The organism is Archangium primigenium (assembly GCF_016904885.1).
Taxonomy (GTDB): Bacteria; Myxococcota; Myxococcia; order Myxococcales; family Myxococcaceae; genus Cystobacter; species Cystobacter primigenius.
In genome coordinates this window covers 4,120,590-4,135,335 of record NZ_JADWYI010000001.1, presented here as the reverse complement: position 1 = coordinate 4,135,335, position 14,746 = coordinate 4,120,590, and the positions used below count along the sequence as shown (strand labels likewise).

General features: G+C 70.7%; 13 protein-coding genes. 9 read left to right on the top strand and 4 right to left on the bottom strand.

What is annotated here, in order from left to right; genetic code table 11:
• Nucleotides 1-14 precede the first annotated feature (14 nt).
• A complete protein-coding gene (locus tag I3V78_RS17150) occupies nt 15-980 on the top strand; it encodes a hypothetical protein (RefSeq protein WP_204489423.1) in 966 nt (321 codons plus the stop codon).
• Nucleotides 977-1,699: an NAD(P)-dependent oxidoreductase gene (locus I3V78_RS17145; RefSeq protein WP_204489421.1), complete on the top strand. Its 723-nt coding sequence runs from the start codon at nt 977-979 to the stop codon at nt 1,697-1,699. The genes I3V78_RS17150 and I3V78_RS17145 overlap by 4 nt, the downstream gene beginning before the upstream one ends.
• Before the next feature lies 1 nt (nt 1,700).
• On the opposite strand, the gene I3V78_RS17140 is transcribed toward I3V78_RS17145, so the two are convergent.
• Nucleotides 1,701-2,840 carry an acyl-CoA dehydrogenase family protein gene (locus I3V78_RS17140; protein ID WP_204496679.1) on the bottom strand — a complete coding sequence of 380 codons (1,140 nt, stop codon included), beginning with the start codon at nt 2,838-2,840 and terminating at the stop codon, nt 1,701-1,703.
• A 52-nt stretch (nt 2,841-2,892) separates the two neighbouring features.
• Here I3V78_RS17140 and I3V78_RS17135 point away from each other — a divergent pair, with 52 nt between their 5' ends.
• The 3 genes from I3V78_RS17135 to I3V78_RS17125 are packed head-to-tail and all read left to right on the top strand — an operon-like array spanning nt 2,893 to nt 7,841.
• Nucleotides 2,893-3,969, top strand: a complete 1,077-nt coding sequence (locus I3V78_RS17135) for a hypothetical protein (RefSeq protein ID WP_204489419.1) — start codon at nt 2,893-2,895, stop codon at nt 3,967-3,969.
• A 12-nt stretch (nt 3,970-3,981) separates the two neighbouring features.
• Nucleotides 3,982-6,993, top strand: a complete 3,012-nt coding sequence (locus I3V78_RS17130; protein WP_204489417.1) for a CehA/McbA family metallohydrolase — start codon at nt 3,982-3,984, stop codon at nt 6,991-6,993.
• A gap of 14 nt (nt 6,994-7,007) precedes the next feature.
• The gene (locus I3V78_RS17125) at nt 7,008-7,841 is read left to right on the top strand and encodes a hypothetical protein (protein ID WP_204489415.1); all 834 of its coding nucleotides are present in this window, start codon (nt 7,008-7,010) and stop codon (nt 7,839-7,841) included.
• A 4-nt stretch (nt 7,842-7,845) separates the two neighbouring features.
• On the opposite strand, the gene I3V78_RS17120 is transcribed toward I3V78_RS17125, so the two are convergent.
• On the bottom strand, nt 7,846-8,565 hold the full coding sequence (locus tag I3V78_RS17120) for a hypothetical protein (RefSeq protein WP_204489412.1): 720 nt from the start codon (nt 8,563-8,565) through the stop codon (nt 7,846-7,848).
• A 94-nt stretch (nt 8,566-8,659) separates the two neighbouring features.
• On the opposite strand from I3V78_RS17120, the gene I3V78_RS17115 reads away from it, so the two are divergent.
• The gene (locus I3V78_RS17115; protein WP_204489410.1) at nt 8,660-9,049 is read left to right on the top strand and encodes a VOC family protein; all 390 of its coding nucleotides are present in this window, start codon (nt 8,660-8,662) and stop codon (nt 9,047-9,049) included.
• Between the two features lie 14 nt (nt 9,050-9,063).
• Here the strand turns inward: I3V78_RS17115 and I3V78_RS17110 are convergent, their stop codons facing one another.
• Nucleotides 9,064-10,215 carry a sensor histidine kinase gene (locus tag I3V78_RS17110; protein WP_239576465.1) on the bottom strand — a complete coding sequence of 384 codons (1,152 nt, stop codon included), beginning with the start codon at nt 10,213-10,215 and terminating at the stop codon, nt 9,064-9,066.
• A gap of 339 nt (nt 10,216-10,554) precedes the next feature.
• Here I3V78_RS17110 and I3V78_RS17105 point away from each other — a divergent pair, with 339 nt between their 5' ends.
• The 3 genes from I3V78_RS17105 to I3V78_RS17095 all read left to right on the top strand — a co-directional run bounded on the left by I3V78_RS17105 (nt 10,555) and on the right by I3V78_RS17095 (nt 13,916).
• Complete coding sequence (locus I3V78_RS17105; RefSeq protein WP_204489404.1) at nt 10,555-11,121, top strand: TetR family transcriptional regulator; 567 nt, start codon at nt 10,555-10,557, stop codon at nt 11,119-11,121.
• A gap of 72 nt (nt 11,122-11,193) precedes the next feature.
• Nucleotides 11,194-12,537 (top strand): alpha-amylase family glycosyl hydrolase, encoded by a 1,344-nt coding sequence (locus tag I3V78_RS17100; RefSeq protein ID WP_204489402.1) that lies wholly within the window; start codon nt 11,194-11,196, stop codon nt 12,535-12,537.
• Nucleotides 12,538-12,560: 23 nt separating this feature from the next.
• Complete coding sequence (locus I3V78_RS17095; protein ID WP_204489399.1) at nt 12,561-13,916, top strand: cytochrome P450; 1,356 nt, start codon at nt 12,561-12,563, stop codon at nt 13,914-13,916.
• A 3-nt stretch (nt 13,917-13,919) separates the two neighbouring features.
• Here the strand turns inward: I3V78_RS17095 and I3V78_RS17090 are convergent, their stop codons facing one another.
• The gene (locus tag I3V78_RS17090; protein WP_204489389.1) at nt 13,920-14,693 is read right to left on the bottom strand and encodes an SDR family NAD(P)-dependent oxidoreductase; all 774 of its coding nucleotides are present in this window, start codon (nt 14,691-14,693) and stop codon (nt 13,920-13,922) included.
• Nucleotides 14,694-14,746: the final 53 nt, after the last annotated feature.

Genomic DNA, 14,746 nt, shown 5'->3' with positions numbered 1-14,746 from the left:
ACGAGCGACGCACCATGAAGCGAACGTCCCTTCTCGTCAGCGCGGGTCTGCTGCTCCTGCTCACCGGCTGCGCGGCCCCGCGCAAGGCGGGCATGTGTTCCATCGCCGTTCCCCGGGAGGCCCGGCTGGTGCTCTCGGCGGAGGAGTGGTTCGACCTCTTGTTGCACGGCTATGACCGCGAGCAGGGCACCGCGGCCCGGCCCACGCTGGACTGCTCGGGCTCTCCCGTGGTGTGGCAGGAGCCCGCGGCGGACGAATGCCGTCAGCCGGGACCGGACGTGCCCCTGTTGCCCACGAGTCCACGCCTCACGGACGAGGATCTCGTCATGGCGACGCTCCAGGCGGACCAGCGCCTAGTATGGGTCATCACGCGGCGCTACGCCAATGGAGAGGCGCTGGGACCCGTGGGACTGGTGGAGCGCACGGACACCGGACTCGTTGTTCGTGCCCTGGGCAGCCTGCGCTCCTTCCCACTCCACTCCAAGCTGACGCTGGAGCGCGTGGGTGGCACGCAGGTCCTGGTCGCCGAGGGAGAGCAGTGCACCCTGGAGGGCCCCTCGGTGTGCCGCCGCTTCGCGCGGCTGTTGCCCCTGCGGCACGGGCGCTTCTTCGCCGAGACCGTGACGAGCCAGGACGGCAAGTGTCTGGGCCCCACGTGGTTTCCCTTCAGCCACGAGCAGAACTTCCTGCTTCCGAGCGGCCTGCACCGTCAGCTGGTGATGACCTCCACCCTCAAGTTCGACGCCGATGGCATCCGCATCAACGAGGAGGTGACCGTGCATGACCTGGATCCCAAGCGGCCCGCCCTGCCTGCCCGCCTCCAACGGCGCGTCTCCGCCGAGCGGAAGCTCCAGCTCAAGGGTAACCAGATGGAGGGTACGGATGCCTCCCTGTGGGTGCGGCTGGAGGAGCAGGAGAAGCGAAAGGGCGCCACTCGCCTGGAGGCGACGACCTCGGCCCAGGCCAAGAGCACGCCATGAGCAAGCCCCTGCCTGGACAGCTCAGCCTCTCGGTGACGGGCCGGGGCGACACGGTCACCCACGGTCCCGAGCGCCATGAGACGGCCTCCCAGTCGGCCCCACTGCCGGTGCTCGTCATCGGCGCCGCGGGCCGCACGGGACGATGCCTTGTCGAGTTCGCGCTCGCCCAGGGGCATCTGGTGACCGCGTTCGCGCGGAATCTCCGCGCCCTGCCCGCCCCCCATGCCCGGCTGCGGCACGTCCAGGGCCGACTCGAGGACGCGGAGGCCGTGGAGCAGGCCGTGCAGCGGCAGCACGCCGTGCTGTGCGCCGTGGGGCCCACGGGCCGGAAGGATGCCGAGGCCATCGCCCAGGGGACCCGCGGCCTCGTCGAGGCGATGCAGCGCCAGCAGGTCCGGCGCCTCGTCTACGTGCCCTACCACGACAAGGCAAACGGCTGGGGGCCCTCGGCGCTCTTCGAGAAGCTCATGGCCTCCTTCCGGCCGCGCGAGGCCAACGACTGGCAACGCCGGGTGGAGGTCATCCGGGAGAGTTCCCTGGAGTGGGTCATCGTCCGGCCCACCCGGCTCACGAATGCGCCGGCGACCCGTGTGCACCAGGTCTCCATCAACCAGGGAAGAGTGCCCTTGCGCATCTCCCGGGCCGACGTGGCGGAGTTCATGCTTGAGCAGGTGCGCTCGCCCCGCTACGTCCGTAAGTCCCCCGTCATCGGCGGTTGAGCTACAAGCCAGACGTCTTGGTGAGGATCTCCTTCATCACCTCCGACGTCCCGCCCCCGATGGTGAGCAGACGCAGGTCGCGCCAGGCCCGCGCGATGTGCGTCTCCTCGATGTAGCCCATGCCACCGAAGAACTGCTGCACGTCGTAGGCGACCCGCTGCGCCAAGTCCGTGGAGAAGAGCTTGGCCATGGAGATCTCCCGCACGGCGTTCTGCTTCGCGTCGAAGAGCGCCACCGCGTGATAGGTGAGCCGCTTGGCCGCCTCGATGGACGCCATGTGCTCCACCAGCTTGTGCCGCCAGACCTGGAAGCCCAGCAAGGGCTTTCCAAACGCCTTGCGCTCGCGGCCATACTCGATGGCGTCTTCAATCATGCGCTCCATCGCGCCCACCGCGCAGATGGCACTCACCAGGCGCTCGCCCTGGAAGTTCGTCATGATGTGGTAGAAGCCCTGGTTCTCCTGCCCGAGCACGTAGCGGCGGGGAATGCGGCAGTCCTCGAAATAGAGGATGGCCGTGTCCGAGGACAGGTTGCCCACCTTGTCGAGCTTCTTGGACACCCCGAAGCCCTTCACGTCCGTGGGGAACGTCACCAGCGAGATGCCCGCGTGGCCCGCGCCGCCCGTGCGCACCCCCAGCGTGATGAAGTCCGCGCGCGTGCCGTTGGTGATCCACATCTTCGAGCCGTTGATGACGTAGTCATCCCCGTCCACCCGCGCCGTCGTCTGCATGTTCGCCACGTCCGAGCCCTGCCCCGGCTCGCTCACGCCCAGCGCCGCGATCTTCTCGCCCGCCAGCGCCGGCGCGAGGAACTCCCGCTTCTGCTCGTCCGTGCCAATCTCGTTGATGATGGGCGTCGCCATCTGGCTTTGCACCAGCAGGGCCATGTTCACGCCCGCGTTGCGGCTGCGCGACAGCTCCTCGGTGAAGGCCGTCACGTACCAGTAGTCCAGCCCGCTGCCGCCCGCCTCCGGCCCGTGGTTGATGCCCAGGAAGCCCAGCTCGCCACACTTGCGGAACAGCTCCTTCGGGAAGATGCCCGCCCGGTCCCAGTCCAAGGCATGCGGCGTCATCTCCTTCTCCACGAACGCGCGCACCGTCCGGCGAAACGCCTCATGCTCCTCGGTGAATGGATTGGACAGGCTCATGGGGGACTCCTTGGGGTCGGGAATGAACGCGGGGGATAGTACACGCATGCCCGCCGCTCCCTTCATCCTGCTCGCGCTCCTCGCCGCCGCCCCGTCCGCCCGGCCCTCCTCCGGCGACGTCCTCGGCGACTGGTGCCGCGAGGCCGCCGCGGACCCGCTCAACCCCTGGGCCCTCGCCCATGGGCTGGCCTTCGAGCGCCGCGCCTTCCGCGCCCGGGATGGACGCCTCGCCGCGGACGTCATCGTCTCGGACTTCCTCCAGCACGACCCCCTCCACTTCGCGGCCTCCACGCCCGACGGCACGCCCGTGGAGCCCCACCCCCACTTGATGGCCAAGAGCCTGCTGCTCGCGGGTTTCCCCCTCTCGCATGTCTTCCGGACCCCCTCCGGACCCGTGCCCCTGCGCGCGATCCTCGCGACCGTCTCGCGTGACTTCCGCCCCGAGGTAGCGCTCTCGCCCCAGGGCGCGTGGATGCTCGATGTCCTCGCCCATGCCCTGCCCGCCTCCGGCACCTTCACCCCCAGCGTGGGCCCCGCCGTCCACATCGGCCCGCTGATGGACGAGGCCCTCGCCCTGCTCGAGCGCGAGGAGGCGGACCTGCTCGCGGGCATGAAGGCGGGCCTGCCCCAGGTACCCAAGCGCAAGCAAGGCCTCTACGCGCACCCGTGTGGCGGACTGCATCTGGTGCAGGCCGTGCTCACCCACGCGCGTCACCCCACCGTGCGCGCCGCCTGGGGCTCGCGGCTCGACACCCAGGTGGACCTGCTCTTCTACCGGCTCGGCTCCGAGGCCCGGCAGTACGACGCCGCCCTCGCCGCCACGCCCCCCGCCGAGCGTCTTCCCGTGCTCGTGCAGAGGGTGAAGTTCTACGGCCACTGGCTGGAGACCCTCGGCCGCTACCGCGACGAGACGGGCTGGAAGCCCACCCCCGCGCAGCTCCAGTCCCTCCAGCACGCGGGCGCCCTGCTCGATGGCGCGGTGCGCCGTCTCGATGCGTCGGGCGCCTGGCGGACCCGGGAGGCCCTGAAGGCCGCGCGCAGCCCCCTCTTCCTCGATCTCACGGGCGACACGTGTCACGCGGCGCGCGGCTGGCATGACTGGAGACACCACCTGGGAGGTTGATACAAGGGCGTCATGCCCATCCCCTTTCGCCTCCTGGCCGCCACCGTGGCCCTGGCCGGGCTCGCGCTGTCCGGCTGCAAGAAGGAGAGCTGTCTCGGCAACGAGGCCTCGTGTCAGGTGCTCAGTCCCTGCACCGCGCTGAGCTACACGTGCGACCCCGCCGCGCAGTCGCTCGAGGTGCGCACGCTCACGCCCGCCGACAAGCGCGTGGGCAGCAACGATCCCGTCCCCGGCCCCGAGACCGTGCCCGGCGGCCTCAACGCCATCGCCTCGCGGGGCGACATCCTCCTGGGCAATGACCGCGCGGTGGCCGTGCTCGCGGGCCTCGGCAACACGCACCTGCTCGACCCCGGCGGCGGTTCGCTCCTGGACCTGAGCGTGCGCGGCAAGAACAACGACGGCCTCAACCAGGTGCTCCCCGTGGTGGGCGTGCTCCCGGCCGATGCCGTGCACTACACCTCCATGCGCGTCATCGACGAGCGGCCCACCCGCGTGGCCGTGCAGTTCGATGGCACGCTCGATGGCAAGCCCGAGTTCCCCGTCCACACCCTCTACGAGATGCGCCCCTGCGAGCCCGGCGTGCGCATCCGCACCGAGGTGGTGAATGCCTCCGTGGACCCGCAGCTCTGGGCGCTCTCGGATGGCTTCTACTGGAGCGGTCGCGAGGCCCTGCCCTTCACGCCCTCCAAGGGCTCGGGCTACGCGCACCCGAGCTTCAGCCTGCTCACGATCGGGGACGTCTACATCCAGTACCCCTACCTGGCCGCGGCGCTGCCCTCCGAGCCCGGTGTGAGCTACGCCCACGTGGCCTGCGGCGAGACGGACCTGCTCCAGGGCTTCCAGAGCGATCAGATCTCCACCTCGGGCCTGCCCCGCACCGTGGTGCCCCCGCGCGACTACCTCGTCTTCGAGCGCTTCCTCGCCGTGGGCGAACGGGGCGACGCCGCCGCCGCGGCGGACCTCGCCCAGGAGCTGCGCCAGAAGCTGCGCGGAGAAACCTACGTCACGCTGCGGGGCACGGTGACCCGCCGGCAGCCGACCACCGACCAGCCCCACACGTTGAGCATCCTCGTGAGCGAGGGCCAGCTGTCCGCTGGCGCGGAGACGCGCATCCCGTGGACGCAGATCACCCCCGACACCGAAGGGCGCTTCGAGGCGCGGGTGCCCGCGGGCCGCGACTACGTGGTGGAACTGCATGCCTTTGGCCGCAAGGTGGCTGACCGGCAGCTGGACAAGGTGACAGCAGATCTGGACCTGGGCACCTTCGCCGAGCCCTCGCACTCCCGGCTCACGGTGCGCGTCGAGGACGCGGTGGACAGCGCCGCGCTCACCGCCGAGGTCTTCCTGGTGCCCGTGGACGCGACGGTCGCGGCGGACACCACGGGCAGCCTGCACGGCGCCTTCGGCACCTGCGCGCCCTGGCTGGGGCCTCCGCCGGGGCCCTCGCCCGCGTGCAACCGCTTCCTCGTCACCAACGGCACCGCCACCGTGAACGTCCCCCCGGGCCGCTTCCACGTGTATGCCTTCAAGGGCCCGTTCTGGACGCTCGGCCACGACACGGTGACGTTCGACCGCGCCGACACCACCCTCTCCTTCCGCCTGCGCCCCCTGCCCCTGCAGCCCTCCGGCACCGTGAGCGCGGACCTGCACGTGCACGGCGCCGCCAGCTTCGACAGCTCGCTGCCCGACCTGGACCGGGTGCTGTCCTTCGCCGCCACGGACCTCCAGGTCATCGTCGCGTCGGACCATGACGTCGTCTACGACTACAGCCAGGTCGTCCGGAGCCTCGGCCTCCAGGAGCGCATGAGCACCGTGGCGGGCCTGGAGACCACCGGCCACATCCTCTGGCTCAAGCGCCACGGCTACGACATCCCGCTCGTGGTGGGCCACTACAACTTCTGGCCCCTCGCGTACGACCCCACCCAGGTGCGCAACGGCGCCCCGGACGACGAGCGTGTCGAGCCCGGCGAGCTGTTCGACCGGGTGAAGGCCAGCGCCCCGCCCGCGCTCCAGGAGCAGCTGCTCATCCAGCTCAACCACCCCTGGGCCAACCAGGAGTTCGGCCGCGACCTGGGCTTCCCCCGCGCGCTCGCGCTCAACACGCTCAAGAACCTGCCCACCCATGACGATGGCACCAACGGCGGCATCTACGTGCGCACGCCCCGGGGCGGCTTCGCCAACAACGGCCAGCACACCCAGGAGGTGATGAATGGCTCGGCCAACGGCCTGCTGCCCAGCTACCGCGCCTTCTGGTTCTACGTGCTCGGCCAGGGCCAGCTCGTGACGGGCACGGCCAACAGCGACTCGCACAGCCTCACCGACAACACCGTGGGCATGCCGCGCAACATCGTCTACGCGAACACCCAGGCGGGGCCCGGCTTCGACACCGCCCGCTTCAACGCGGCCCTCAAGGCCGGTGACGCCTTCGGCACCAACGGCCCCGTCATCGAGGCCACCCTGGACACCGCCACCGGCCGCCAGCGCCACGGCCTGCGCCCGGTGGTGCCCGCTCCCGACGCCCAGTTGCACCTCAAGGTCTCCGCCGCCCCCTGGGTGCCCGTGGACGAGGTGCGCATCATCGTCAACGGCCGGCTCGTCAAGACGCTGGAGGGCGCGGCGCTCCAGCGGCCCCCGGATGCCCTGGGCACGGAGGGCCTGGTGCGCTACGAGGGCGCGCTGCCCCTGTCCGAGCTCGTCACCGGCACCGGGGACGCCTGGCTGGTGGTGGAGGCCGGCACGGCCCTGCAGCTCACGGCCGACTTCGGCGGCCCCGGCGGCGACGGCCCGGACGGCATCCCCGACACGGGCGACAACAACGGCGACGGCGTGGTGGACCGGCGCGACATCGCCGAGGGCTCCGCGTACGGCCCGCTGAAGGATCCCGTCCTGCCCACCGAGGAGAGCAACCCCCTGTTCCACTACGCGCAGATCCTCGGCGGCTACCCCTACGCCTTCACCAACCCCTTCATCCTCGACCGGAACGGCAACGGACGCTTCGATGCCCCCGGCGTGACCGCGCCGTGAACCGAGGGCCATCCGTGAATCCCTTCCGACCGCTGCTCGCCGCACTCGTGCCGCTCCTGCTCGCGGCCCCCGCCGCCCGGGCCGAGGGCCCGTGCGACACCTGGGTGTCCCCCGCGCTCCCCGAGGGCCCCGTGCCCTTCGGCTTCCAGGCCGCCGACGTGGCCACCGGCCGCCGCGCCTGCCCTCGCACCGAGGTGGGCCTGGGCGTCCAGGGCCAGGCCCTCATCGAGACCCAGAACCTCTATGGCGCCATCACCGCCACGGGGCTCGTGTCCGGCAGCCTCGCCGTGCGCCGGGACGTGGAGCTGTTCGCCACGCTCGAGGTGCCGCGCTTCCAGTACGTGCAGAACGCCTCGCTCACCGGCTCGCGGCTCACCCTGGGCCAGCTCACCGTGGGCGGCACCTGGCTCGGCTTCACCCGGGGCGCCTTCGCCCTGGCCCCGAGCGTCCGGCTGCAACTGCCCACCTCCTTCGCGAGCCCGCGCACCCGCACGCTCGGCGGCGAGGTGGGCGCCGCGGTGCTCTACCGCCCCGTGCCCCGCTTCGACGTGCACGGCTACGCGGGCGTGGACGCGGACCTGGGGCTCGGGGCCGCCGCCGCCCAGCCCCGCGCCGGGGTGCTGCTCAACGCGGGTGCCGCGTACGCCCTGTGCTCGGGCTTCGCCGCCGTGCTCGACGCCAACGTGCGCCTGGGCCGCCGGGCGGGGCTCGACTCCGTGGCCCCCGCGATCGGCCTGCGCTTTCGCGCGGGCGAGCACTTCGGCGCGGAGCTCGGCGCGGCCCTGCCCGTGCTCGGCGCCGAGCGCAGCCTGGTGAGCGGCGGGCTCAAGCTCTCCTGGCGGCTGTGACGGGCTAGAGGAACGTCATGGCGCGCTGGAGCGCGCGCGCCGCGTCGTCCCCGTGCGCCACCTTCTCGTGTGCCACCACGAGCCGCACGAGCCCGGGCAGTTCCGCGTAGCGCCTCAGGTTCTCGCGGAACGCCGCCTTGTCCTTGATGAACAGGAGCTTGCTCAGCCGGGAGACGCGCGGGCCCGGCGCCGAGCCCATGACGGTGGTGATGAGCCAGCCCAGCACATCCTTCTTCGGATCCATGTTGAAGACGGCGTCGTTGAGCACCACCGTCGTCCCGTCCTTCGAGCGCACGAGCATCGCGCCCTCGGCCTCCTTCACTCCGTCCAGCGTCTCCAGCCGGACCGTGTCGTCGGCCGGGAAGTCCTCGTAGGCGCCGTCCACGCGCACCCGCTCCTCCACCTTGGCGCGGCTGCCCCGGGGCGCGTAGACCTTCAGGTCCGGGTAGCGCTTGAGGTAGGCGGGCGCGTCCAGCCGGTGCAGCCCATTGGGCACGAGCAGGACCGCGGGCCGACCCAGTGCCTCCAGCTCGCGCAGTTCCTTGTCGCCCAGGGCGATGGCGCTGTGGATGACGAGCGTGCCGTCCCCGCGGCGCGCCACCGTCATCACGCGCTTGAGCGACATGTCCGGCAGATCGCCCTCCACCCACCAGAGGTTGTCGGAGAGCGGTACCAGCGGACCGTGCCGCAATACGTTCCAGTCGTCGGAGATCTTGGAGGCCATGGGGCGCCACCCTAACCCGGGGCGTCACACGCCGAACACACCGCGTGAACACGGTTGGCACGTCCCTGTCCGCGCTTCCAGCATGGCGCCCACCATGCACCACAGCCGACTCAGCACCTTCGTCATCGACTGCCAGTCCGAGGACCTCGAGCGGGCCACCGACTTCTGGAGCCAGGCGCTCGGCCGCGACGTGAAGCCGCCGCAAGCCGACAGCCCCGGGTACCGCGAGCTGGCGACCTCGTCCGAGGAGCCCCTGGTGCTCATCCAGCGGGTGGACCACCCCGGCCGCATCCACCTGGACATCGAGGCGGATGACCTGGAGGCGGAGGCGAAGCGGCTCGAGGCGCTCGGGGCCAAACGCGTGGCCTTCATCAAGCGCTGGTGGGTGATGGAAGCGCCCACGGGCCAGCGCTTCTGCATCGTCAATCCCCAGCGCGGACCGCTGGACGCACAGAACGCCAACGCGTGGAGCGGCGGCGAGTAGTTCCCGCCCTGGCGCTACTCGGGGTCGTCGTCCGAGGACGTCGGGGAGAGTTCCTTGATGGGCAGCAGCACGCGAAAGCACGTCCCCTCGCCCACGCGGCTCTCCACCTGGATGTCCCCGCCCAGGCCCTTCACGATGCTGTGACTGATGGACAAGCCCAGGCCCGTGCCCACGCCCACGGGCTTGGTGGAGAAGAAGGGATCGAAGATGCGCTTGAGGTGCTCGGGCGCGATGCCGTTGCCCGAGTCGCGCACCTCCACCACCACCCAGGGGGCCTCCTCGCGCAGGGTCACCTCCACCGTGTGGCGGTCCGGGGTCCCCTCGGGGATGGCCTGCGCGGCGTTGAGCAGCAGGTTGAGGAAGACCTGCCCCAGGCGCTCCTCGCTGCCCTTGACCCGCGGCACCTCGCTCAAGCGGTTGATGAACCGGGCGCGCATCTTGATGGTGCCCAGGGACATGTGGATGGAGCGCGTGAGCGCCTTCTCCACGTCCGCCAGATCCTCGACCGAGTCCTCGCCCCGCGCGTAGGTCTTCAGGTCCCGCGTGACGTGCGAGAGCCGCTGCGTGCCCTGTCGCGCCTCGTCCAGGGCCTCGGCGCACTCGTCGAGCACCACCGACGCGGCCGACAGCTCGGCGGTCCCACCCTCGCCCCGCAGCAGCTTGGACAGCTCGGCCAGGCCCTTGAGGGCGAAGTTGAGGTTGGAGGAGATGAAGGCCAGGGGGTTGCTCACCTCGTGCGCCACGCTCGCCGCCAGGGTTCCCAGCGCGGCGAGCCGGTCCGCCTGCAACAGGCGCAGTTCCAGGGTCTTCTGCAAGGTGATGTCCCGGATGAGGAAGGTCACGCTCGGCAGGGGGGAGAGCGACAGGACCTCGGAGCAGAACCAGCGGCGTCCGCCCGCCACCTCCAGGGCGTACTCGAAGCGGTCGAAATGGCCCGTGGCCACCACGCGGCTGACTCGCTCCACCATGGGCTCGGCGGTCTCGGGCCCGAGGATCTCGTGCAGCCTGCGCCCGCGCATCGACGCCTGCGGTGCCGCCAGCAGATCGTCCGAGCGGGCCCAGACCGACAAGCAGCGGCCCTCCGCGTCCAGTTCCATGACGATGCCGTCCGTCTGACCGAGCACGGCGCGCAGACGCTCATCGGAAGCCTCGAGCTGGCGCTGCAACGATTCATCACTCCCAGGAGAGAGAGAAGAGGCACTCCGGCCCGCGGAATCACTCATGGCGGTCACGTACACCCCATCTTGCCTCAGTTCGCGGCGCGGCGCCGCCGCCGAATCCATGGCGTCACGTGTCATCTAGACGGAGCGTCCGTGTCGCTCCTACGGAGAGAAGGCGCCGATCCGAGCCCATGATTTCCAGTGTAGACACGGAGTCTTCAGCCACGCTCGCCCGCTCCCTCGCATTCACGGCCTGGCGGGCAGGCGCTCCACGGAATGGCTGGTGCGCGAACGGTCCCGCTCTGTTGGGTTGTCGCTCAATATACCGATCGGTATATCCCTGGCGTGGAGACGCGAGCCCTCATCCAGAGCCAGGCCTTGAAGCTCTTCGCCGCGCGCGGCTACGACGCCATTGGCGTGCAGGAAATCTGCGAGGCCTCGGGCATCACCAAGCCCACGCTCTACCATCACTTCGGCAACAAGCGCGGGCTGCTCGACGCGCTGTTGCACGAGCGCTGCGAGCCCTGGCTCCTCCGGCTCGAGCAGGCGACGGAGTACCGGGGAGACCTGCCCGGGACGCTCCAGCGCACCACCGAGGTCTGCTTCCAGTTCGCCCGCGAGGAGCCGCTCTTGAGCGGGTTGCTGCTCGCGCTCCGGTTCGCGCCGCCGGAGAGCGAGGCCCGCCCGACCGCGGCCCGCATCAATGACAGACAGCGTGCGCTATTGCTGGAGCTCTTCCGCCGCGCGGCCCAGCAGCACGGCAACATGCGCGAGCGACATGCCGTCCACGCCGAGGCCTTCCTCGGCCTGTTGCAGACCTACGTGGGAATGGCCCTGGAGGGCCGCTGCACCCTGAATGACGCCACGGCCCGGCAGGCCGTCCAGCACTTCTCATACGGAATCTATTCGTAGCACCCCGGGCCCCCCCCGGCCCGTCTTCCCAGACAACCTTCCCGCGTCTCGTGCGCGGAAGTGGAGATCGCCATGCCTTCATGGGCCTCGGATGCCATTGTCTATCACCTCTACCCGCTCGGACTGTGCGGCGCGCCCGCGCGCAATGACTTTCAGTCTCCTCCCGTTTCCCGGCTGGCCCGGCTGCGCGGGTGGACGCCGCACCTGCGCGCCCTGGGCATGAACGCCGTGTACCTGGGCCCCGTCTTCGAGTCGGGCACGCATGGTTATGACACGGCCGACTACACGCGGGTGGACCGGCGCCTGGGCACGAACGCGGACCTGCGCCAGTGGCGGGACGAGCTGCACGCGGCGGGCATCCGCCTCGTCGTCGACACGGTCTTCCACCACGTGGGGCGGGACTTCTGGGCCTTCCAGGATCTGCGCGCGCGGGGCGAGCAGTCGCGCTACCGGGACTGGTTCGCGGGGGTCGACTTCCGCCAGCGCAGCCCGCTCGGGGATGCGTTCGCCTACGAGACGTGGCGCGGCCACGCGAGCCTGGTGAAGTGGAACCTGCGCAACCCCGAGGTGCGCGCCTACCTGTTCGGCGTGGTGGAGGGGTGGATCTCCGCGTTTGGCATCGACGGCCTCCGGCTCGACGTGGCCGAGGACATGGACCTCGACTTCCTGCGGGAGCTGGCCGCCTGGCGCCACCGCGTGAAGCCCGACCTGTGGCTGCTGGGCGAGGCCATCCACGGGGACTACCGGCGGCTGGTCAATCCCCAGACGCTCGACTCGGCGACCAACTACGAGTGCTACAAGGGGCTGTACTCCAGCCACAACGACCGCAACTACTTCGAGATCGCCCACTCCCTGCACCGCCAGTTCGGCGAGGGCGGCCTCTACAAGGACTTGTCGCTCTACGCCTTCGTGGACAACCACGACGTGGACCGGATCGCCAGCACCCTGCGCGAGCCCGCCCACCTCGTGCCCCTGCACGTGCTGCTGTTCGGCATGCCGGGGGTGCCGTCCGTCTATTACGGCAGCGAATGGGGCCTCCAGGGCCGCAAGCACGGGGGCGACGACGCGCCGCTGCGCCCCGCCCTCGAGGCGCCCGGCGAGAGCCCGTTGACCTCGCTCGTGGCGCGGCTGGCGCGCATCCGCCACGCCACCCCCGCGCTGCGTCGGGGCAGCTACCGGCAGCTCTTCGTGGCCTCCGAGCAGCTCGCCTTCGCCCGCGAACACGAGGGCCAGCGGGTCCTCGTCGCCGTCAACGCCGCCCCCACCCCAGCCACCTTGAGCCTGGAGGCGGGCCGGCCCGAGGGGAGTGTCTTCGTGGATGCGCTCGACCCCAGTGCCTCCTTCCGCGTCCGGGATGGCAGACTGCCGCTGGAGGGGCTCGCGCCCCGCTCGGGGCGGATCCTCGTCCCCGCGTGACGTCCAGACACCGGAGCCGCGCCATGACCCCGTCGCCCCTCAGTCCCACCGGCCCCCGAGGCCTGCCCCTGCTCGGGGTCATCCGCGACGTGCGCCGCGACTCCCTGGGCTTCCTGCGGCGTGCCTCCCGGGAGTACGGCCCCGTCTCCACCTACCGGCTGGGGCCGCGCCGCTCCTACCTCGTGGCGCATCCGGACGGCGTCAAGCACGTGCTCCAGGACAACGTGCGCAACTACACCAAGGACCACGTCAGCTACTCGCTGATGCGGCGGGTCGTCGGGGACGGCCTGCTCACCAGCCAGGGCGACACGTGGCTCAAGCAGCGCCGGCTCGCGCAGCCCGCCTTCCACCGCGCCCGCATCGCCGCCATGGCCACCCAGATGGTGCGCGCCACCCAGGAGCTGTCCGAGCAGTGGAGCGAGTCCCAGCGCTCGGGGGAGCCGCGCCGGGCGTCCCGCGACATGCTGGAGCTCACCCTGCGCATCGTGGGCGAGGCGCTGCTCGGCACCGACGTGCGCGCGCAGACGGACGCCGTGTCCGCCTCCTTCAACGTCCTCAGCGAGCAGATCGTGGGGCGCTTCCGCACGCTGCGGCTGATTCCCCCCATCCTTCCCACCGCCTATGACCGGGCCTTCCGCGAGGCCAATCGCTCGCTGCGCCAGGTGGTGAGCACGCTCGTCACCGAGCGCCGCCGGAACCTGGAGGACCACGGCGATCTGCTGTCCATGTTCATGCTCGCCCAGGACGAGGAGACGGGGGCGCGCATGGATGACGCCCACGTGCAGGACGAGGTGCTCACCATGCTGCTCGCGGGCCACGAGACCACCGCCACGGCCCTGACCTGGACCTGGGCCCTGCTCGAGCAGAACCCCGAGGCCGAGCGCACCCTGCACGCGGAGCTGGACCGGGTGCTCGCGGGCCGCCCGCCCACCGTGGAGGACGTGCCCCGGCTCGAGTACACCCGACGCGTCCTCGACGAGGCCATGCGGCTCTACCCGCCCATCTACATCCTCAGCCGCTCCATCGTGGAGGACGACGTCATCTGTGGCTACCGGGTGCGCGGCGGCACGATGCTCGACCTGAGCCCCTACGCCACGCACCGGCTGCCGGAGTTCTGGCCCGAGCCCGAGCGCTTCGATCCGGACCGCTTCACCCCCGAGCGCGTCGCCGCGCGGCCCCGCTACGCCTACTTCCCGTTCATCGGGGGGCCGCGGCAGTGCATCGGCAACAACTTCGCCCTCATGGAGGGCGTGCTCATCCTCGCCACGCTCGCCCAGCGGCACCGCCCGCGCATGGTGGTCGGCTACACGCTCCGGGCCGAGCCGCTCATCACCTTGCGGCCCTCCGAGGAACTTCCCGTGCACATCAGCGCGCGCTGAGGCTCAGGCGCCGCCCCAGTTCATCGTCAGGCCGCCGTCGATCACCCACGTCTGGCCCGTGACGTAGTCGCCATCGTCCGAGGCGAGGAAGAGCGCCAGCCGGGCGATCTCCTCGGGCTGGCCGGGGCGGTGCCAGGGAATCTCCTTCATCGACTTCTCGCGCTCCTTGGGATCGTCCAGGCGCTTCTGCGTCATGGGCGTCTGGATGAGGCCCGGGGCGATGCCGTTGACGTTGATGCGATCCGGCGCCAGCTCCACCGACAGGCTGCGGGTGAACGAGCCCACGCCCGCCTTGGACATGCCGTAGGGCGCGCTCTGGGAGGTGGGCAGGTGCTGGGCCACCGAGCTGATGTTCACGATGCGGCCCTTGCCGCCGTTCGCCTTGCGCAACTGGATGAAGGGGCGCGCGCAGAAGAGCGGCCCCATGAGGTTGACGCGGAGGATCTTCTCGACCTGCTCGTCCTTGAGCTCGGCCACCGGCACGCTCTCGCCCATGGCCTGGCCCGCGTTGTTCACCAGGATGTCGAGGACCCCCAGCTCCTTCACCGCGCGCTGGAAGAAGGCATTCACGGAGGCCGAGTCCCCCACGTCCCCCTGGAGCACGAGCGCGCGGCGCCCGTGCTTCTCCACGCGCTGGCGCGTCTCCTGCGCGCCCTTCTCGTCCGTGTGGTAGATGATGGCGACGTCCGCGCCCTCCTGTGCGAACAGCGCCGCGATCTCCTGCCCGATTCCCGAGTCCGCCCCCGTGACGAGGGCCCGCTTGCCTTGGAGTTTCATGCGGACAGCAGTGCCCGCCCCACCCGTCCGAGACAAGGCGAACGGGCACCAGA